Origin of the sequence: Dactylosporangium sp. NPDC051484 (assembly GCF_040689395.1) — a bacterium.
Lineage (GTDB): Bacteria > Actinomycetota > Actinomycetes > Mycobacteriales > Micromonosporaceae > Dactylosporangium.
The window spans coordinates 596,286-615,359 of record NZ_JBFAZX010000001.1 but is presented as its reverse complement, the minus strand read 5'-3'; the positions used below and the strand labels follow the sequence as shown (position 1 = coordinate 615,359).

At 71.3% G+C, this 19,074-nt stretch carries 23 protein-coding genes and 1 tRNA gene; 9 read left to right on the top strand and 15 right to left on the bottom strand.

Annotated features, from left to right (window positions below; genetic code table 11):
- Nucleotides 1-30: 30 nt before the first annotated feature.
- Nucleotides 31-1,170 carry a cystathionine gamma-synthase gene (locus AB0367_RS03060; protein WP_366224461.1) on the bottom strand — a complete coding sequence of 380 codons (1,140 nt, stop codon included), beginning with the start codon at nucleotides 1,168-1,170 and terminating at the stop codon, nucleotides 31-33.
- 34 nt (nucleotides 1,171-1,204) lie between these two features.
- Here AB0367_RS03060 and AB0367_RS03055 point away from each other — a divergent pair, with 34 nt between their 5' ends.
- From AB0367_RS03055 to AB0367_RS03035, 5 genes are all read left to right on the top strand, one after another.
- On the top strand, nucleotides 1,205-1,618 hold the full coding sequence (locus AB0367_RS03055) for an HIT family protein (RefSeq protein WP_366224652.1): 414 nt from the start codon (nucleotides 1,205-1,207) through the stop codon (nucleotides 1,616-1,618).
- A gap of 86 nt (nucleotides 1,619-1,704) precedes the next feature.
- Nucleotides 1,705-2,370: a peptide-methionine (S)-S-oxide reductase MsrA gene (msrA, locus tag AB0367_RS03050; RefSeq protein ID WP_366224460.1), complete on the top strand. Its 666-nt coding sequence runs from the start codon at nucleotides 1,705-1,707 to the stop codon at nucleotides 2,368-2,370.
- Nucleotides 2,371-2,435: 65 nt separating this feature from the next.
- Nucleotides 2,436-2,666 carry a hypothetical protein gene (locus AB0367_RS03045; protein ID WP_366224459.1) on the top strand — a complete coding sequence of 77 codons (231 nt, stop codon included), beginning with the start codon at nucleotides 2,436-2,438 and terminating at the stop codon, nucleotides 2,664-2,666.
- Entirely contained in the window at nucleotides 2,656-2,952 is a 297-nt protein-coding gene (locus AB0367_RS03040) for a type II toxin-antitoxin system PemK/MazF family toxin (RefSeq protein ID WP_366224458.1), read from the top strand. Before AB0367_RS03045 ends, AB0367_RS03040 begins: the two co-directional genes overlap by 11 nt.
- 39 nt (nucleotides 2,953-2,991) lie before the next feature.
- On the top strand, nucleotides 2,992-3,114 hold the full coding sequence (locus tag AB0367_RS03035; RefSeq protein WP_366224457.1) for a hypothetical protein: 123 nt from the start codon (nucleotides 2,992-2,994) through the stop codon (nucleotides 3,112-3,114).
- A 365-nt stretch (nucleotides 3,115-3,479) separates the two neighbouring features.
- Here AB0367_RS03035 and AB0367_RS03030 read toward each other — a convergent pair whose 3' ends face one another.
- Complete coding sequence (locus AB0367_RS03030) at nucleotides 3,480-3,803, bottom strand: hypothetical protein (protein WP_366224456.1); 324 nt, start codon at nucleotides 3,801-3,803, stop codon at nucleotides 3,480-3,482.
- 149 nt (nucleotides 3,804-3,952) lie between these two features.
- Here AB0367_RS03030 and AB0367_RS03025 point away from each other — a divergent pair, with 149 nt between their 5' ends.
- Nucleotides 3,953-5,626: an aminotransferase class V-fold PLP-dependent enzyme gene (locus AB0367_RS03025; protein ID WP_366224455.1), complete on the top strand. Its 1,674-nt coding sequence runs from the start codon at nucleotides 3,953-3,955 to the stop codon at nucleotides 5,624-5,626.
- 54 nt (nucleotides 5,627-5,680) lie between these two features.
- Complete coding sequence (locus AB0367_RS03020; protein ID WP_366224454.1) at nucleotides 5,681-5,851, top strand: hypothetical protein; 171 nt, start codon at nucleotides 5,681-5,683, stop codon at nucleotides 5,849-5,851.
- A 72-nt stretch (nucleotides 5,852-5,923) separates the two neighbouring features.
- Here the strand turns inward: AB0367_RS03020 and AB0367_RS03015 are convergent, their stop codons facing one another.
- From AB0367_RS03015 to AB0367_RS03000, 4 genes are all read right to left on the bottom strand, one after another.
- A complete protein-coding gene (locus AB0367_RS03015; protein ID WP_366224453.1) occupies nucleotides 5,924-7,171 on the bottom strand; it encodes an acetyl-CoA C-acetyltransferase in 1,248 nt (415 codons plus the stop codon).
- 91 nt (nucleotides 7,172-7,262) lie between these two features.
- Nucleotides 7,263-8,045, bottom strand: a complete 783-nt coding sequence (locus tag AB0367_RS03010; RefSeq protein ID WP_366224452.1) for an SGNH/GDSL hydrolase family protein — start codon at nucleotides 8,043-8,045, stop codon at nucleotides 7,263-7,265.
- Between the two features lie 102 nt (nucleotides 8,046-8,147).
- On the bottom strand, nucleotides 8,148-9,203 hold the full coding sequence (locus AB0367_RS03005; RefSeq protein ID WP_366224651.1) for an SGNH/GDSL hydrolase family protein: 1,056 nt from the start codon (nucleotides 9,201-9,203) through the stop codon (nucleotides 8,148-8,150).
- A 101-nt stretch (nucleotides 9,204-9,304) separates the two neighbouring features.
- Nucleotides 9,305-9,754: a PPOX class F420-dependent oxidoreductase gene (locus AB0367_RS03000; protein ID WP_366224451.1), complete on the bottom strand. Its 450-nt coding sequence runs from the start codon at nucleotides 9,752-9,754 to the stop codon at nucleotides 9,305-9,307.
- A gap of 64 nt (nucleotides 9,755-9,818) precedes the next feature.
- On the opposite strand from AB0367_RS03000, the gene AB0367_RS02995 reads away from it, so the two are divergent.
- Together AB0367_RS02995 and AB0367_RS02990 are read left to right on the top strand one after the other, a co-directional pair.
- Nucleotides 9,819-10,160: a YkvA family protein gene (locus AB0367_RS02995; protein WP_366224450.1), complete on the top strand. Its 342-nt coding sequence runs from the start codon at nucleotides 9,819-9,821 to the stop codon at nucleotides 10,158-10,160.
- Nucleotides 10,161-10,169: 9 nt separating this feature from the next.
- Complete coding sequence (locus AB0367_RS02990) at nucleotides 10,170-11,534, top strand: cystathionine beta-synthase (RefSeq protein WP_366224449.1); 1,365 nt, start codon at nucleotides 10,170-10,172, stop codon at nucleotides 11,532-11,534.
- Nucleotides 11,535-11,604: 70 nt separating this feature from the next.
- On the opposite strand, the gene AB0367_RS02985 is transcribed toward AB0367_RS02990, so the two are convergent.
- From AB0367_RS02985 to AB0367_RS02945, 9 genes are all read right to left on the bottom strand, one after another.
- Nucleotides 11,605-11,925, bottom strand: a complete 321-nt coding sequence (locus AB0367_RS02985) for a hypothetical protein (RefSeq protein ID WP_366224448.1) — start codon at nucleotides 11,923-11,925, stop codon at nucleotides 11,605-11,607.
- Complete coding sequence (locus AB0367_RS02980; protein WP_366224447.1) at nucleotides 11,925-12,710, bottom strand: Bax inhibitor-1/YccA family protein; 786 nt, start codon at nucleotides 12,708-12,710, stop codon at nucleotides 11,925-11,927. Before AB0367_RS02980 ends, AB0367_RS02985 begins: the two co-directional genes overlap by 1 nt.
- 116 nt (nucleotides 12,711-12,826) lie before the next feature.
- Nucleotides 12,827-12,907, bottom strand: a tRNA-Leu gene (locus AB0367_RS02975).
- 391 nt (nucleotides 12,908-13,298) lie between these two features.
- A complete protein-coding gene (locus AB0367_RS02970) occupies nucleotides 13,299-14,666 on the bottom strand; it encodes an NAD(P)/FAD-dependent oxidoreductase (protein ID WP_366224446.1) in 1,368 nt (455 codons plus the stop codon).
- A gap of 144 nt (nucleotides 14,667-14,810) precedes the next feature.
- Nucleotides 14,811-15,380: a hypothetical protein gene (locus tag AB0367_RS02965; RefSeq protein ID WP_366224445.1), complete on the bottom strand. Its 570-nt coding sequence runs from the start codon at nucleotides 15,378-15,380 to the stop codon at nucleotides 14,811-14,813.
- Entirely contained in the window at nucleotides 15,377-16,705 is a 1,329-nt protein-coding gene (locus AB0367_RS02960) for a DUF58 domain-containing protein (protein WP_366224444.1), read from the bottom strand. Before AB0367_RS02960 ends, AB0367_RS02965 begins: the two co-directional genes overlap by 4 nt.
- A gap of 5 nt (nucleotides 16,706-16,710) precedes the next feature.
- Nucleotides 16,711-17,700: a MoxR family ATPase gene (locus AB0367_RS02955; RefSeq protein ID WP_366224443.1), complete on the bottom strand. Its 990-nt coding sequence runs from the start codon at nucleotides 17,698-17,700 to the stop codon at nucleotides 16,711-16,713.
- Nucleotides 17,697-18,350, bottom strand: a complete 654-nt coding sequence (locus AB0367_RS02950; protein ID WP_366224442.1) for a hypothetical protein — start codon at nucleotides 18,348-18,350, stop codon at nucleotides 17,697-17,699. Before AB0367_RS02950 ends, AB0367_RS02955 begins: the two co-directional genes overlap by 4 nt.
- Nucleotides 18,340-19,074, bottom strand: a complete 735-nt coding sequence (locus AB0367_RS02945) for a DUF4129 domain-containing protein (RefSeq protein ID WP_366224441.1) — start codon at nucleotides 19,072-19,074, stop codon at nucleotides 18,340-18,342. The genes AB0367_RS02950 and AB0367_RS02945 overlap by 11 nt, the downstream gene beginning before the upstream one ends.

Here is a 19,074-nt window from a genome sequence, read left to right as displayed (position 1 = left end):
CCGTACCGATTGGCGGTGCGGTCAAGTGTGTCAACGAGCGAGCGCGTACTCCAGATCGGCCAGAAGATCGTCAATCGTCTCGATTCCGACGGACAACCGGACGAGGTCGGCCGGCACCTCCAGCGGGCTGCCGGCGGCGCTCGCGTGGGTCATCCGGCCCGGGTGCTCGATCAGCGACTCGACGCCGCCGAGCGACTCTCCCAGCACGAACAGCCGGGCCCGGTTGCAGATCTCCACCGCGTGCTGCTCGCTGTGCGCGCGGAAGCTGACCATGCCACCGAACCGCTTCATCTGCTTGGCGGCGGTCTCGTGGCCCGGGTGCTCCGGCAGGCCCGGGTACAGCACCTGGGCCACCGCCTTGCTGCGCTGCAGGAACTCGACGACCTTCTCGGCGTTGTCGCAGTGGCGGTCCATGCGCACGCCGAGCGTCTTGATCCCGCGCAGGGTGAGCCAGGCGTCGAACGGGCCGTTGATCGCGCCCATCGCGTTCTGGTGGTAGGCCAGCTCGCCGAGCAGCTGCTCATCGGTGCCGACGAGCGCGCCGCCGACGACGTCGGAGTGGCCGCCGAGGTACTTCGTGGTCGAGTGCACGACCAGGTCCGCGCCCAGGTTCAGGGGCTGCTGCAGGTACGGCGAGGCGAACGTGTTGTCCACCACGAGCAGCGCGCCGCGGTCGTGCGCGACCTGGGCCAGGGCGGCGATGTCGGCGATGCCGAGCAGCGGGTTGGTGGGCGTCTCGACCCACACGATCCGGGTGCGGTCGGTGATCGCGGCGCGCACCGCCTCGACGCTGTGGATCGACGCGGCGGTCCAGTTCAGGCCCCAGCGCTCGGCGACCTTGGAGAACAGCCGGTAGGTGCCGCCGTAGGCATCGTCCGGAATGACGACGTGGTCGCCGGGGCGGCACACGGCGCGCAGCAGGGTGTCCTCGGCGGCGAGGCCGGAGGCGAAGGCCAGCGCGCGGCGGCCGCCCTCGAGCGCGGCGAGGCACTCCTGCAGGGCGTCGCGGGTCGGATTGGCGGTGCGGCTGTACTCGTACCCCCGCCGCGGGCTGCCGACGGCGTCCTGTGCGTAGGTGCTCGTCTGGAAGATCGGCGGCACGACCGCGCCGGTGGCCGGGTCCGGCTCCTGGCCGGCGTGGATGGCGAGCGTCTCGAAGCCGTGGGTCATGAGTTCGACCCTAACGGTGGATAGTCTGGCGAGCGTGTCGGACTGCCTGTTCTGCTCGATCGCGTCGGGCGATGCGCCCGGCTTCGTGGTGGCGTCGACTCCGAGCGCCGCCGCGTTCCTCGACATCCGCCCCGTCTTCAAGGGCCACGTGCTCGTGGTGCCGAAGACGCACGTCGTGACCCTGACCGACCTTGAGCCGACCGAGATCCCGGCGTACTTCGGGTTCGTCCAGCGCATCGCCCGCGCGGTCGAGACGGGCCTGTCGGCGGGCGGCTCATTCGTGGCGATCAACAACCGCGTGTCGCAGAGCGTCGCCCACCTCCACACGCACGTCGCGCCCCGCACCAAGGGCGACGGGCTGAAGGGCTTTTTCTGGCCGCGCACGAAATACGAGTCCGACCAGGAAGCGTTGTCCTTCGCGGAGAAGATCTCGGCCGTAATGACCTGATAAGGCATCGGGGCCGATTTCGCGGCAAACTTGAGCCCAGGTACCTCAAGTTTTGAGGACCAGCTCAGTCTTCCTAGGAGCGGATCGTGTTCCTGCGCTACACCAAGCAGCTTGACCTGCCGACCGCTGAGTCGGCCATCCCCGGGCGCGACACCGAGATGCACGTCGCCGCGAAGCACACCGTCCTCGGCACCCCGCTGCGCGGCCCCTGGCCGGCCGGGCTGGAGGTCGCCTACTTCGGCATGGGCTGCTTCTGGGGCGCGGAGCGCATCTTCTGGCGCATCCCGGGTGTGTACTCGACCGCGGTCGGATACCAGGGCGGCTTCACGAAGAACCCGACGTACGAGGAGACCTGCTCCGGCCAGACGGGCCACACCGAGGCGGTGCTGGTGGTCTACGACCCGGCGAAGGTGTCGTACGAGCAGTTGCTGAAGGCGTTCTGGGAGAACCACGACCCGACCCAGGGCATGCGCCAGGGCAACGACATCGGCACGCAGTACCGCTCGGCCGTCTACACCACCACCCCGGCGCAGGCCGCGGCGGCCGCGGCGGCGCGCGAGGCCTTCGCCCCGGTGGTCCGCGCCGCAGGCCGCGGCGAGATCACCACGGAGATCGCCCCGGCGGGCCCGTTCTACTACGCCGAGGACTATCACCAGCAGTACCTGTCGGACTCGAAGAACCCGGGTGGCTACTGCAACCACGGCCCCAACGGCATGACGTGCCCGATCGGCGTGGGCACGCTGCCCGCCTGATCCCCTTCGCCGAAGCGCCACCGCCATCTCGACGGTGGCCGCTTCGGCGTATTACAGTTTGTCTTATGTCGACGATTACATTCCGCACAGATGACGACGTCGATCAGGCGCTGGCCGAGCTGACGTCCGGCGACCGCGATCGGTCACAGGTCATCCGTGACGCGATCCTCGCCGCCTGGCGCACCCGCCGCGAGGAGCAGATCCGCGCCGAGGCAGAAGCCGTTGCCGTGGATGCCGACGATGTCGCTGAGGCTCGAGCGGTGCTGGCAGACATGGAGTCGCTCCGTGCGTGGTGACGTCTACGAGCTCAAGGCGCCTCGGGACACGCGCGGCAACCGGTACGCCGTCGTGGTCCAGTCCGACCTGCTGCCCCTCTCGACGTGGCTTGTCGCACCGACCTCCACCAGCGCCCGGCCGACCAGTTTCCGACCGGAGATCGAGATTCAAGGCAAGACCACATATGTGCTCGCCGAACAGACGGCGGCCGTCCAACCCGAACGACTCGGCCAGCTCGTCGGCCACCTTTCGCACCAGGAGATGTCCGCAGTCGACGACGCGCTGCGCCTCGTGCTCCACCTCTGACACCGCAGCATGTGCGCCCGTTGGTCAGGCATAAAGGCGTTGTGCACGCCGCAGTTCCAGGAGCCGGACGACGTGTTCATCCCGGGCGATGAGATCGTGATCGTCTTCGCGGCCTCGAAGATGCGGCAGATGGGGTATGTCGATCCGACGCTTGCCGAGTAGGGCTGCAGACGTCAGGCCCAGTGGGAGTACCGCACTGTTCGCCGGGGCCGAAGAACCCGGGTGGCCACTAAACCACGGCCCAACGGCATGACGTGCCCGATCGGCGTGACACAGCTCCCAGGTGTCCGGTTCCTCATTGGGTTTTGGCAGGCGAGGGCACGACATCGCGATATATGCGGGGGAACCACGAGAAGTACCCTCGCCTGCCTGGTGGACCCGCCCGTTCCCTGGGGAGGACGCCTGGCCGGAGGCGTTCGGAGCCGGCGGAGGCATGCCGGCAACCGTTTCAGGGCGGGTCTATATGTCGCGGGACTGCGTCGCGCCGGCCGGGCGCCCCGAAGTCTCCGCTTGGATCAACGATCGTGTCAGAGGAAGGTTCCCCGGTTGCCCCCGGCGCGGTGCCAGCCACCCCGCGAGGCGCCCGGCCGGCCGAGGTCGATGCGCCAGTCGGGCATGGTCCGCAGACTGTACAGGTCGTGGCGCGCCGTCCAGGCCTCGTTCCACGGCCGGCGGGACGCCTCGGCGGCGTTCTCGGCCAGGCGGCGCGGCGCGCAGGGCCACTCGCGCCCGCACCAGAGGCACTGGCCCTCCGTGTCGGATTCACTGTGCCGGCTCAGGATCTGCGTGGCGTCGCGCCACAAGAGTCGATCGACGACGTCTGTTGGCTCGGACTGGTCAGCACTGACCAACTTCCCTACCCCCAGTCTCCATGAGGCGTCCCGAGCGCCTACGGACGAAACGTTAAACAGTCGGAGGGTGTATCGGGGCGGACAAGCAGTGCGACATCCTCGCGACCACCCGAAAGAGGTCGGCGTCGCGACCCCGGATAATGACCGTCATGGAGAGCCCCCTCTTACAGCGGATCCGTGCCGCCGTCATCGGAGACGACCAGGTGATGTGGGGGCCGTTCGGCGCTCGCCGCGTCACGTATGCGGACTACACCGCCTCGGGGCGGGCACTGGACTTCATCGAGCGGTTCATCCGCGACGAGGTGCTGCCGCGGTACGCCAACACGCACACGGAATCGTCCGGCACCGGCCTGCAGACCACGCGCCTGCGCGAGGACGCGCGACAGATCGTCAACGAGGCTGTCGGGGGCGACGCGGAGACGGTCGTGATCTTCACCGGCTCGGGCTCGACCGCGGCGATCGACAAGATCGTGCACATCCTGGGCCTGCGGGTGCCGGCCGGGCTCGAGGACCGCTACGACCTGTCGGCGCACATCCCGCCGGCCGATCGCCCGGTCGTGTTCATCGGGCCGTTCGAGCATCATTCCAACGAGTTGCCGTGGCGCGAGTCGATCGCGGACGTGGTCGTCATCCCCGAGGATCACAACGGCCACATCGACCTTGACCGGCTGCGCGCGGAACTCGCGCGGCACGCCGACCGGTCGCTGAAGATCGGATCGTTCTCGGCGGCCTCCAACGTGACCGGGATCGTCAGCGACACGCACGCGATCTCGGCGCTGCTGCACGAGCACGGCGCGCTGTCGTTCTGGGACTTCGCGGCCGCCGCGCCGTACGTCGACGTCGCGATGTACGGGCCCGGGCCGGGCGAGTACAAGGACGCGGTGTTCATCTCGCCGCACAAGTTCGTCGGGGGGCCGGGCACCCCGGGCGTGCTCGTGGTGCGCCGCGAGCTGCTCACCAACCGGGTGCCGACGGTGCCCGGCGGCGGCACGGTCGACTACGTCAATCCGACCGAGCACCACTACATCGCCGACCCCGCGCACCGCGAGGAGGGCGGCACCCCCGCCATCGTCGAGTCGATCCGCGCCGGCCTGGTGTTCCAGCTCAAGCAGGCGGTCGGCACGCCGACCATCCGAGCCCTGGAGGAGCACTTCCTGCGCGAGGCGATCGTCTCGTGGAAGACCAACCCCAACATCGAGATCCTGGGCAACCTGGACGCGTCGCGCCTGTCGATCGTGTCGTTCGTCATCAAAAGACCCCGGGGCCGGTACCTCCACCACAACTTCGTCGTCTCGCTGCTGAACGACCTGTTCGGCATCCAGTCGCGCGGCGGCTGCTCGTGCGCGGGGCCCTACGGGCACCGGCTGCTGGGCATCGACATCGAGCGCTCGCACCGCTTCGAGCAGGAGATCATCGCCGGCTGCGAGGGCATCAAGCCGGGCTGGGTGCGGGTCAGCTTCAACTACTTCATCTCCGCCGCGGTGTTCGAGTACATCGTCGAGGCGGTGCACCTCGTGGCCACGCACGGGTGGGCGCTGCTGCCGCAGTACCGCTTCGACCCCTACACCGGCCTGTGGCGCCACCGCGACGGGGTGGTCGAGCCGCCGCTGCGCCTGTCGGAGCTTCGCTACGACGCCGACGGGGTGCTGACCTGGCCGGCCAGGCACGAACGGGCCCCCGAGTCGGATTTGTCCGGCTACCTGCGATATGCGCGGGAGCTCTTCGAGAGCCTGCCGATCGACGAGCAGCCCGAAGGCGTCGTTTCGCCCAACTTCGAGGCTTTGCGGTGGTTCGATCTGCCGGCGGTATCGCTGTTGGCGTAACCGAGCGCGCACGGTACGGGCATGCGACGCCGGCGGGAGCGTGTTCTCCTGGGCATGGACCCAGAAACAGACGCGCTCGACGCGTACAGCCGGGTCGTCTCCACCGTGGCGGCCTCCCTGCTGCCGAGCATGGCCAGCCTGACCGTGCGCAGCCGGCGCGGTGAGGGGGCCGGCTCGGCCGTCGTCTACACCCCGGACGGATTCGTCCTCACCCCGCTGAGCTGACCCGCGGGCGGTACGGATGGTAGAGGTCCGGACGCTAGCGCGTCCGGACCTCTACGGCTCGTCGTGGTGCGATCAGGAGAGTCGCTCCAGGACCATGGCCATGCCCTGGCCACCGCCCACGCACATCGTCTCAAGGCCGATCGACTTGTCGTGCCAGCTCAGCGAGTTGATCAGCGTGCCGGTGATGCGGGCACCGGTCATGCCGAAGGGGTGGCCGACCGCGATCGCGCCGCCGTTGACGTTGAGCTTCTCCAGAGGCACGCCCAGCCGGCGGTACGACGGGATGACCTGCGCGGCGAACGCCTCGTTGATCTCGACCAGGTCCACGTCGTCGATGGTCATGCCGGCCCGCGCGAGCGCGCTGCGCGACGCCTCGACCGGGCCGATGCCCATGATCTCCGGGGACATCGCGGTGACGCCGGTGGAGACGATGCGGGCCAGCGGGGTGATGCCGAGCTCGCGGGCCCGGGTGTCGCTCATGATCACAACCGCGGCGGCGCCGTCGTTGAGCGGGCAGCAGTTACCGGCGGTGACGAGCCCGTCGGGGCGGAACACCGGCTTGAGGGCAGCCACCGCCTCATAGGTCACGCCCGGGCGCGGCCCGTCGTCGGCCGACACCACGTCGCCCGACGGGGTGGTGACCGGGGTGATCTCGCGGGCCCAGAAGCCGCTGTTGATGGCCTCCTCGGCCAGGTTCTGCGACCGTACGCCGAACTCGTCCATGTCCTGCCGCGTCACGCCCTCGATCTCGGCGAGGTTCTCGGCGGTCTGGCCCATCGCGATGTAGATGTCCGGCAGTGCGCCGTCCTCGCGCGGGTCGCGCCACGTCTCGGCGCCGCCCTCGGCTCGCTTGGTGGTGCGGGCGTACGCGTCGGCGAAGGCCGGATTCTGCCACGGCCCACCGACCGCGGCCTGCGCCTCGGCGGGCAGGGCGTCGGAGTTGCCGCGGGCGTATCGGGAGACGCACTCGACGCCGGCCGAGATGAAGACGTCGCCCTCGCCTGCCTTGATGGCGTGGAAGGCCATGCGGGTGGTCTGCAGCGAGGAGGCGCAGTATCGCGTGGTCGTCGCGCCCGGCAGGTGGTCGAACCCGAGCAGGGTGCTCACCACGCGGGCCATGTTGAAGCCCTGCTCGCCGCCCGGAAGGCCGCACCCCAGGTAGAGATCCTCGATCTCACGCGGGTCGAGCTGGGGGACCTTGTCGAGCGCGGCGCGGACGATGGTGGCGGCGAGATCGTCGGGGCGGAGGTCGCGCAGCGATCCCTTTGCGGCACGGCCGATCGGGGACCGGGCGGTGGAAACGATGACAGCTTCCGGCATACCCCCGAATCTACCGGAGGGTAACGCGCGGCCCTGGCCAGAATTGTCACACGCCGTGAGGAACGAATGGCGCTACGGCGAGCCACAGCGGCTACACGCCGCGACGCACCGCGCCGGCCTCCTCGACAGCGGGCAGCAGCGCGTGCGCCCAGACGCGGTATCCGTCCGCCGACGGGTGGAACCCGTCGTGGCACAGCGTGCCCGCGTCCGCCCGGAACACCGCGCCTGTGCGCGCCCCGAGGTCCACGACGACCGCACCGGCGGCGCCCGCGGCGGTGGCCTGCAGGCGCGCCATCCGGCGGCTACGCAGGCCGAGCAGCTGGCGCAGCGGCGGGGCGAAGGCGCGCAGGACGCCGAAGTCGGGGCACGTGCCGACGACCACGGGGATGCCGGCCTCGCCCAGCCGGCGGCAGGCCGCGCCCAGGTGCTCGGCGGCGTCGGCGGCCCTGCCGAGGTGGGTGACGTCGTTGGTCCCGACGAGCACGAGCGCGACGTCGGGCACCGGGCCGACCAGCGCCCGGGCCACCTGCGCGGTCAGATCGCTGGAGCGAGAGCCGGCCACGGCGACGCTGGACAGCTCCACCCGGCGACCCGCGGAGCCCTCCGCCAGCAGGGCGGCGAGCTGGCCGCCCACGGTGTCGGCCACGCGGTCGACGCCGACGCCGAGCGCGGAGGCGTCGCCGAGCAGGACCAGTCGCATGGGGGGCTTGCCGGCGGCGCCGATCGACGAGCGCATCGCCAGGCGCATGTCGGGCTTGGCGTAGTTGCGGGTGCGGGCGGTGACCGCCTGCGCGGCGAGCACCGCGGCCCCACCTACAGTGCCGGCGATCACGGTCACCGTAGCGACCTTGGCGAGGCGCTTGACGAGGCGCACGCCGTCACCTCCGTTCCGGGCGGGTCAGGGGCATGACCGGACGAAATACGAGAGTAACCGGCGAATTCGCAGGCCGCGCCCGACGCGGAAAGGCCGGCGTCGTCATGCCGCCTCCGCCGCGCGGTCGGGGGTGCGCTGCGCCAAGTCTGGCTCGGTGAGGCTTCGCGCCGACCGATCCAGACCAGGCGCGTCCTGCTGCGGCAGGCGGTGCCACACCCGGTGCCGCAGCTGCGCCCAGCGGCCCGCCGGACCGCGGTCGCGGCCCGCCACCTGCACGGCGCTGACCTCGGTGCCGGGCCGGTGGGCGGCCTCCGCCGCGGCCTGCGGCAGCGCGCGCACGCCCTCGCCGGCGCTCAGCGCCGCGGCCTCCGCTGGCTCGGTCAGGGCGGCGACGACGGTCGGCAGCACGGCCTGGGCGGCGGCGAGGTAGCCGGCGCCGGAGGGGTGGAACCGGTCGAAGCTGAACATGCGGTCGGGCTCGGCGTAGAACAGCTCCCCCAGCAGGTCGCCGAGCGACACCGTGCGGCCGCCCGCCTCGACCACGGCGATCGTCTGCGCGGTCGCCATCTGCCGGCTCCACCGCCGGGCCAGCCAGCGCAGCGGCGGCTGGATCGGCCGGATCGTGCCCAGGTCGGGGCAGGTGCCGACGACCACCTCGACGCCGGCCGCGCGCAGCGCGCGCACCGCGTTGACGAGATGGCGCACCGCGGTCCGCACCTGGACGCGGTGCGTCACGTCGTTACCGCCGACGCAGATGACGGCAATGTCGGGCTTCTGGCGCAAGGCCACCTCGACCTGCGGCGGAAGGCCCTTCGACTCCGAGCCGACGACGGCCACACAGCGCATCTGGACCGGCTGCTGCCGCTGCTCGGCGAGGCCGGCCGCGACCGCCGCGGCGAACGTCTCGCTGGGGCGCTCCGCGCCGTATCCCGCGGCCGAGGAGTCGCCGAGGACCACCAGGCGAATCGGCTCGCCGCCGAAGTGCGCGCCATAGAGCCCGTCCGCGCGCGGCGGCGGGCTGACCGCCTGCGGAATCGTCTTGCGCGCGATCAGCGCCTGCCCGAGCACCAGCCCGTAGAACAACGCACTCGCACCTGCGACACCCCCGCCACTGACCACCGCCGCTGTGGCAATCCGCCGCGCCCGCTCCGACTGCAGTTTCACCGCCCCCGCCCTTCCATGCCCTAGGCCCTCGCGAACCCGAGGCTAACCTCCGCCCTCCAAGTATTCGACGCTATTCGTCCTGATCCCGATGGTCCTCATCCCGACCGATCGGGGCCCGCCCGGGTCAACGCGACACGGATCAGCACCCGCTGGTCCCGCAGCATGGCGGCCCGGTAGTCGTCCCAGTCGGGATGCTCCCCTCCGGTTGCCCTCCGGTAGTAGTCGACCAGACCCTCCACGCTCCGCGGCGGCGGCACGATCTCGGCCTCGCCCTCCACCTGAATCCAGCGGCCGAAGAAACCGTCCGGCAGCACGCACAGCGCCGCCCAGGGGTCCCGCCGCAGGTTGCGCACCTTGAACGCGGGCTCCCTGCTGCTGATCACCACCCGCCCGTCGGCATCCACCACGGCCAGCACCGGCGACATCTGCACGCCGCCGTCGGCGCGCCGGGTGGCCAGCACTGCCTGGTGCTGCTCGGCGATCACGGCCCGGGCCTCATCGAGATCCATGTCGTCATTCTTACCCCGGCGCATGGTGACCGACACCGTTACATTCATAGCCAAGGGAGAGAGGGCGGTCACCATGGCGGACAGCACGCTGCGACGGCGGATGGCATGGACTGCACTACTGCGGGTGTTCCGGCCAGACACGCCCGGCCTCGGCCGGCGGCTGGGCGCGCTGCCTCGCATGATCAAGGCAACCCTGAAGCGCGAGTACGACGGCGGGTCGCGCCTGTTGATGCTCGCCGCGGCCGGCGTCTACATCATTTCCCCGATCGACGCCGTCCCCGAGGCGTTCCTGCTGGTCTTCGGCCTGGTGGACGACCTGGCCGTGGCCGGATACTTCGCCGGCGCGCTCATGGACGAGCTGGAGCGCTTCCTGGAGTGGGAGAAGCTGCGCGACAACGTCGTGCAGGGAGACGTCGTCGGGCAGCCCGGCCGCTCCCGATAGGCTGGCGACGTGCGCTACTACGACAACGTCGTCGAGTTGGTGGGCAACACGCCCCTGGTTCGGCTCCGCAACGTCACCGCCGGCATCTCCGCCACCGTCCTGGCGAAGGTGGAATATCTCAACCCGGGCGGCAGCGTGAAGGACCGCATCGCGCTGCGCATGGTCGAAGAGGCGGAGAAGGCCGGCCTGCTGCAGGCGGGCGGCACGATCGTCGAGCCGACCTCCGGCAACACCGGCGTGGGTCTGGCGCTGGTCGCCCAGCTCAAGGGGTATCGCTGCGTCTTCGTGTGCCCCGACAAGGTGAGCGAGGACAAGCAGAACGTGCTGCGCGCCTACGGCGCCGACGTCGTGGTCTGCCCGACCGCCGTCGCCCCGGAGGACCCGCGCTCGTATTACAACGTCTCCGACCGCCTGGCCCGGGAGATCCCCGGCGCCTGGAAGCCCGATCAGTACGCCAACGCGGCGAACCCCCGCTCCCACTACGAGACCACCGGCCCCGAGGTGTGGCAGCAGACCGAGGGCCAGGTCACCCACTTCGTCGCGGGCGTCGGCACCGGCGGCACGATCTCCGGCGTCGGGAAGTACCTCAAGGAGGCCTCCGCGGGCCGCGTGCGCATCATCGGCGCCGACCCGGAGGGATCAGTGTATTCGGGCGGCACCGGCCGGCCTTACCTCGTCGAGGGCGTGGGCGAGGACTTCTGGCCGACCACGTATGACCGGGACATCTGCGACGAGATCGTCGAGGTCTCCGACAAGGAGTCGTTCGAGCTCACCCGCCGCCTGGCGCGCGAGGAGGGACTGCTCGTCGGCGGCTCGTGCGGCATGGCCGTGGCCGCCGCGCTGAAGGTGGCCCGCGAGGCCGGCCCCGAAGCCGTCGTGGTGGTCCTGCTGCCGGACGGCGGCCGGGGATACCTCTCCAAGATCTTCAACGACACCTGGATGGCCCGCTACGGCTTCCTGCGCACCGCCGCCGAGACGCCGACCGTCGCCGACGTGCTGACCGGCAAGGACGGCCAGATCCCGGGCATGGTGCACATCCACCCGAACGAGACGGTCCGCGACGCGATCGACTACATGCGCGAATACGGCGTGTCCCAGCTGCCGGTGCTCAAGGCCGAGCCGCCCGTCGTCACCGGCGAGATCGCGGGCTCGATCGCGGAGCGCGACCTGCTCGACGCGCTGTTCTCCGGCCAGGCCCACCTGCACGACATCGTCGAGCGCCACATGTCGGCGCCGCTGCCGATGATCGGCGGCGGGCAGCCGGTGAGCGAGGCGGTGGCCCTCCTGGAGAAGGCCGACGCCGCCGTGGTGCTGATCGACGGCAAGCCGGCCGGCGTCCTCACCCGCCAGGACCTGCTGACGCATCTGACCTGAACCGGGCGGCACCGCACGAAAGCATCAGCATCGCGCGAGCGCGGCAGGGCCACGCGAAGGCGCCGCAGGACTACTCGAGGGCGCCGCGGAGAGCGTTGACGCGCTCCGCGGCGTCGGCCCGCACCGCCGGCGGCGCGAAGCGGCGCAGATCCGCCGCGACCACCTGAAGCTGATCGGGCAGGGCCAAGTCGTTGTCGAGGCGGGGCACCGGAAGCACCGGGCGCCCCTCCGCCTCGGCGCACCGGTCGGCCATCCACTGGACGAGGTCGTGCATGAGTGCCGCCCGGCTCGCCCCCGGCCAGCCGGACGCCGCCCACCGGGGCGGCGTCCAGTGTGAGACCCGGCCGACCAGCTTGCGCACGGCAGCACCGAGCTGATCTTCGTCGGGCATCAGCGTCGCAGGTAGCTCAGCAGGCGCAGGATCTCGTAGTACAGGAAGATCAGGCCCACCAGGATGCCGAACGCGCAATACCACGCGTACTTCTCCGGCAGCCCGTGGCGCATGCCCTGCTCGATGGCGTCGAAGTCGAGGATGAACGTCAGCGCGCCGACGCCGATCACCACGAGGCTGAACACGATCGGCAGCCAGCCCACCTGGCCGTTGACGCTGTACTCCCGCAGGCCCAGGTTGAGCCCGAACATGGCGAACAGCCAGTTGGCGAGGCTCAGCACCACGACGCCGATCAGGGCGCCGATGACGAACTTCGTGAACTTGGGCGTGGCCCGCAACACCTTGAGCTTGTAGAGCGCCGCCATGACGGCGAAGATGCCGAAGGTCGCGATCACCGCCTGGATGACGATGCCGGAATACCAGCTCTCGAAGGCACGGCTGATCACGCCGAGCGCGACACCCTGCAGGGCCGCGTAGGGAATGATCACGGCCGGGCTGGTGACCCGGCGGAACGAGATGACCAGGCCGAGGACGAGCCCGGCGATGCCCGCCATGAAGGCGGCGAAGTAGGTCACGCCGCTGCTGGCCGGCAGCAGCGCCCAGGCGGCGGCGCCGACGACGCCGGTGACGGCGAGCAGCGCCACCGTGCGGACGACGACGTCGTCCATGGACATGACGCGTGACGGGGTCTGCTCACCGGGGTAGCCGGGGCCATACCCGGTCTCATACCGGGATGCCCGAGCCGCCTCGCCAAGGCGGGTGAGCACCGGGTTGGAACTCTGCACGATCGGCCTCCATGGGCGTCGCATTCACGTGTACGACCAGGGTACCGCGTATGGGCGCGTTGGAAACGCCGACCGTACAGTGCAACGTGACGGTCGGCCCGAAAATGCCAAAATCGTGCCCGGGGCGGGGTTCGAACCCGCACGCCTCGCGGCAGCCGCTTTTAAGGCGGCCGTGTCTGCCGTTCCACCACCCGGGCGTGGAAACGCGTCTCACGGTAGCCCGTCCGGCGAACCATCAACACCGACAAGGGGACGGCCGTTACTGTCATCCGGGTGACCAGAGCCCGGCAGACCGACGAGGAGGAGACTGCTCCGGTCGAGCATGCAACACCGGCCGGTCCGCCGATGCGCCCGCGGCGCCCATGGACTAGGGACGCGGCCGCGTTCCTGTTGCCAGCGCTGCCCAGGCCCCGGTGACCTGCGATACCGCTGCTCGCGTTCGTGCTGACGCAGGCCGTGCACGCCGACGGCCAGCCGGGCGCCGAGGTGCCGCGAAGCACCCTCGACGCCCTGCTCGGGGCGGGCGAGCGCCCACCCCTGGGCCGCACCGCGCCTGAAAGACGGGCGAAGCCCCGACGTGCCGCAGCTCTAGGCGGCCTTGCGGCCCGAGCCGCTCGGGCGGCCGACCGGCAGCGGGATCGGCACCGCGACCTCGGTGAACGCCTCGCGCGGATCATGCAGCGAGCCGAGCGCGACGACCTCGCGGCGCAGCACCAGCTGCAGCGTCCAGTCGACGAGCACCCGGATCTTGCGGTTCAGTGTGGGGATCCGGCTGAGGTGGTACGTACGGTGCATGAACCACGCCGGCAGGCCGCGCACCTTGATGCCATACACCCGGGCGGCGCCCTTGTAGAGCCCGAGCCCGGCCACCGAGCCGACGTGCTTGTGCCGGTAGTCGACCGGCTGCCGCCCGCGCACGACCGCCGCGATGTTGTCGGCGAGCTGGGACGCCTGCCGCACGGCGTGCTGCGCGCTCGGCGAGCACAGCGCACCGGGGTCCTCGGCGGTCAGGTCCGGTACCGCAGCGCAGTCCCCCGCGCTCCACGCGCCCTCGACCACGTTGCCCTCGGCGTCCACGACCTGCAGCGTCGGCTTGCAGGTGATCGCGCCGCGCGGGTTGCGCGGCAGGTCGGTGTCCTCGAGCATCGGGTGCGGCTTGACGCCGGCGGTCCACACGATGGTGTCGGCCTCGAAGGCCTCACCGTCGGAGAGCTTGACGAGTCCGTCGACGCACGACTCGAGCCGCGTGCCGAGCCGGATGTCGATGCCGCGGCGGGTCAGCTCGACCGCGGTGTAGGCGCCCATCTCCGCGCCGACCTCGGGCAGGATGCGGTTGGCCGCCTCGACGAGGACGAACCGGACCTCCTCCTGCGGGACCTCCGGGTAGTAGCGCAGCGCCCCGCGGACCATGTCCTCCATCTCGGCCAGGGCCTCGACGCCGGCGTAGCCGCCGCCGACGAACACGAACGCCAGGGCGCGCCGGCGCGTGGCCGGGTCGGTGGTGGTCGCCGCGACGTCGAGCCGGTCGAGCACGCTGTTGCGCAGGAACACCGCCTCGCCGATGGTCTTGAAGCCGACGGCCTGCTCGCGCAGGCCCGGGATCGGCAGTGTGCGCGAGACCGAGCCGGGCGCCACGACGATGTGGTCATACGGCACCTCGCGGGCCGGCCCGACGATCGGTTGAACGATCGCCACCTTCCGCACGTGCTCGATCCTGGTCACCGTGCCGGACAGCACGTGACAGCGCTTGAGCTCGCGGCGCAGCGGAACGACGCTGTGCCGGGGCGAGATGTTGCCGGCCGCCGACTCGGGCAGGAACGGCTGGTAGGTCATGTGCGGCTGAGGGTCGACCACGGTGACCTCAGCCTCGTGCAGCTTGAGCTTCTTCGACAGGCGCAGGGCGGCGTAGAGCCCGACGTGCCCGGCACCGACGATCAGGATTCGCTTTGCGGCCACAACTCAACGCTAGCGACGCAACCGCCCCACGGCCGCTCGGGCCACAGACATGTAACCGGCGTTACCCGGGCTGTAACGACCAACACAGCGAACCGACACCGGTCGATATGACCCGTCACCTGGCCGTCGTCCGGGCATAAGGCATCAGGCCCGGCGGGCGATCAGGTACACGAGCCAGGCGACCGTGAGCACACCGACGAGCGATGCGACGAGGAACACAGGACCGATCGTCAGCTTGACCACGACCAGGAGCGCCACGCTCACGATCGCGCTGACCGCGACGATGCCACCGGCGCGCAGAAGCCACCCGGCCAGCACGCCCGGGGAGAGCACCGCGTCGTACGGCAGGACCGCGGCCAGGGCGGCAAGGGAGTGCATGAGATACAGCGCGGACGACAGCGCGACGAGCCGGACCACGGAGATCGGCTCGCCGTAGACGATGGTGCCGATCAGCCAGCCGAAGGCGCACGCGAAGATCGCCAGGCCGACCATGCGGGTGCGCGGGAACACGGCCGGCAGCAGCGCGACGACCCCGGCCACCGCGATCGCGACGAGATTGCGCATCACCGCGTCCGGGAACCCGAGCACCATGCTCAGCGTGGCGAGCACGGCAACGCCGAGGCGGACCAGCAGCGGCCCTGCCGCGGCGCGCCCGGCCATGTCCCGTGCGCGGCCGACCCGGCCGGTGAGGTACTCCCGTAGCTCGTCCATCACGTCGTCACCGTCCGCCCGATCGCCACGCGGGCCACGCCCTGCAGCACCTCGTCGAGGCTCCCCGCACCGCCCCAGGCCACGACCGGGACGCCGTGCTCGCGCAGCTGGTCGATGATCGCCTCGCGCTCCAGCCGCCACATGCGCTGCGCCACCTCGCCCCACTTGCCCGTCACGCGGACCCGCTGTACCGGATCGGCGAGGGTGTCGACGGCGACGACGAACCTTCCGGCGCGGGCCAGGTTGGCCAGCATCGCCGCCGACCGCACGTCCAGCAGCGGCGTGAGCACCATCACCAGCGCGTTGGCCTGGACCATGTGCGGCCCGAACGTCGACGGCGGCGGCTCGTCGTCGTGCCCGCCGGCGGCAACGTCCAGCAGGAACTCCAGCGCCGTCATGTAGTGCCGCCTGCCGCTCGCCGCGCGCAGGTGGCGCACGGTGCCGCCGTACTGCAGCAGCGCCACCCGGTCGCCCCGGTGCAGGTAGTGCTCGGCGATGCCGGCCGCGGCGCGCACGGTGATGTCGAGGACCGAGGCCTTCCCGTCGATGCCGTCGGAGCGCCCGGCCTCGTGCAGCGCGTCGAGCAGCACCACGACCTCGGCATCGCGGTCGGACAGCGTGCTCACCACATGGATCTCGCGGGTGCGCAGCGACACCCGCCAGTCGATGCGGCGCAGCCGGTCGCCGGGGCCGAAGCGGCGCACGCCCGCGAGCTCGCCGCCCTCGCCGGTGCGCCGGGAGCGGTGGCCGCCGACGTGGCCGGCCGCGCGAGGCATCACCTCGGCGGCGTCAAAGTGCTCGGTCGCCGGGTAGGCCTTGAGCGGCAGCGGCGGTGTCGTCACGGCGCGGCTGATGAGCAGCCCGTCGGCGGCGACGGCGTGCGCGATCATCGGGCCCAGCGGGTGGCGGCCCCAGCGCAGCACCCGGCCCTCGAGCTCGACGCCGGCGATGGTGCCGCCCTCGACGTTGACCGCGTACGGGCGGTCGCTGTGCACCAGGCGGACCCATCGTGGTACCACCGCCCGGACCACGACCAGGTCGAAGCCGGACGGGTTGGGGTTGCCCAGGTTGATCGTCACACCGAGGTCGTTGCCCTCGACCAGGAACGGCTCGGCCGCGCTCACCTCCATCGTCGGCACCCGCTGCGGCCGGCGCACCAGCGAGACCGCAGTGCCGATGGCGAAGGGCGCGGCGAGCACGACGAGGTCGAAGCGGCCCGTGAGCACGGCGACGAAGACGAGCACTCCGGCGACCAGCACCGCCCGGCCCAGCGCCCGGGTCGGCTCGAAGGCCTGGGCGTGGGACCGGGGTGCGCCGCGCTCAGCCATAGGGCTCAGCCACGCCTTCCGTCGTAGGTCGGCAGCGCGCCGCTCGCCGGCGCGGGCGTCTCGGCGAGCACCTCACCGACGACCGAGCGCGGGTCGATGCGCTTGAGCCACATCTCCGGGCGCAGCGAGATGCGGTGCGCCAGGGCCGGGACGGCGACCGCCTTGACGTCCTCCGGCACCACGTAGTCGCGGCCGCTGAGCGCGGCGGAGGCCCGGGCGAGCAGCAGCAGCGCGAGCGAGCCGCGGGGCGAGGCGCCGACCAGCACGTGCGGGTGGACGCGGGTGGCGGCGGTGAGCGAGACGATGTACCGCCCGATCGAGTCCTCGACCATGACCTCCTCGAGCGCGTTCTGCATGGCCAGCAGCGTCTCGGAGTCGACGACCGCCTCGAGGTTGGCCTCCTCCTGCCGGCGGGCCATCCGCCGCCGCAGCACGTCCCATTCCTCGTCGGCCTCCGGATAGCCGAACGACACACGCAGCAGGAAGCGGTCCAGCTGGGCCTCGGGCAGCGGATACGTGCCCTCGTACTCGATCGGGTTGGCGGTGGCCAGCACGTGGAACGGCGAGTCGAGCCGGTAGGTGGCGCCCTCGACCGACACCTGGCGCTCCTGCATCGCCTCCAGCAGCGCCGACTGCGTCTTCGGCGGCGTGCGGTTGATCTCGTCGGCGAGCAGCAGGTTGGTGAAGACCGGGCCGGCCCGGAACGTGAACTCGTGGTTGCGCTGGTCGTAGAGGAACGACCCGGTCACGTCGGCGGGCAGCAGGTCGGGGGTGAACTGCAGGCGGCGGAAGCTGATGCCGAGCGCCTGGGCGAACGAGCGCGCGGTCAGCGTCTTGCCCAGGCCCGGCAGGTCTTCCAGCAGCACGTGGCCGCCGGCCAGGATCCCGGCCAGGACCAGCTCGAGCGAGTCGCGCTTGCCGACGACCACCGTGCCGACCTGGTCCAGGACCACCTTGGCGATCCGGCCCACCTCGGCCGGTGCGAGCGTCTTCATAGCGCCTCCACCTTCGCGACGATCGATGCTATGTCCTGCGGGCTGGGCACCCGGGACGGTGTGTAGTGCAGTAGCTGCCAGAGCTCCTCGCCGACGAGCCGGCGGGCCTGTTCGGGGGCGCCGGCCAGGGTGATGCCGTGGCGCTGGCGCAGCCGGGCGTCGACGATGTCGGCGAAGCGTGGAATAAGGACGGCCGCGAACCGCCCCGGGTCGCGCTCGCCCCACACGAAACGGTCGTCCCACTTGGCCACGGCGAGCCGGATGCCGTCGCCGGCCGGGATCGCGGTGCGCAGCTCGCGGCGGGCCGGGCGGTCACCCCGCTCCGGCGGCTCGCGGACGGGCTCCAGGCCGATGCCGGTCACCGCGGCGGGCAACTCGTCGGCGTGCACCTGTGCCAGCACCTGGCGCATCACCTGGATGGCCACGATGGACAGCAACACCAGGGGGTACGAGACCACGTAATCGGCCATCCAGAGCACGAACCAGCCGACGGTGCTCAGCGCGACGGCGACGAAGAGCCGGCGCACCCACCAGCGCGTGTCGAACGGCCGCGACGGGCGGCGCACCGGGCGCGAGTCGCGGCGCTGGGCCGCCCGGCCGCCCTCGAACAGCTCTTCGAGGCCGACCACCCGCTCCTGCTCACGAGGCATCGGGCACACCCCCGGGCACGGCCCGGCCGATGCCGGACAGCTCGGCGCGGATCTGCCGCAGGGCGTCGATCGCGTCCTGGCGCGAGCGCTCGCCGACCGGGTGGGTGGCGTAGCGAGCCTCGCGGTACACCTCGGCGAATCCCTCCAGCGTCGGGCGGCTCACCTGGTGGGCGGCCAGCAGCCGGGTGACCAGCTCGGTCGGGCTGTCGCCGACCAGGCGCGGGGTGCCGGCCGCGGCGGCGGCGCGCTCCAGCCGCACCCAGCACGCGATCACGGCCCGCCGCGGGTCGATGTCGGTGTCGGAGAGGTCGACCAGGCCGGCCTCGACCGCGGCCATGACCTCCTCACCGGCGTCGCCGGCCGCCATCGGCTTGGGCTGCTCCGGCTCGACGAACAGCCGCGGCGGCCGCTTCGGTGCGCGGTGGCGCAGCAGATACCACACCAGGCTGCCGACGAGAACCGCGACCAGCACCACGCACAGGGACACGGCCACATACGTCAGCCAGGCCGGCAGCTCGCCCGTCCCGGGCGCGCCGGTGCTCGGCTGGCCCGTGTCCAGGTCGATCTGCGTGGTCCGCACCGACGGCGAAGGCTGGGCCGTGTTCGTCGGCGGGACCGGCACGTTGGTGATCTCGGGGGAGGACATCGACGCCGCGAGGGCCGCGACCGCGAGCACGGCAACGACGCCCAGCACCGGCAACCAGCGGTTGAGGGTGCGGTCCAT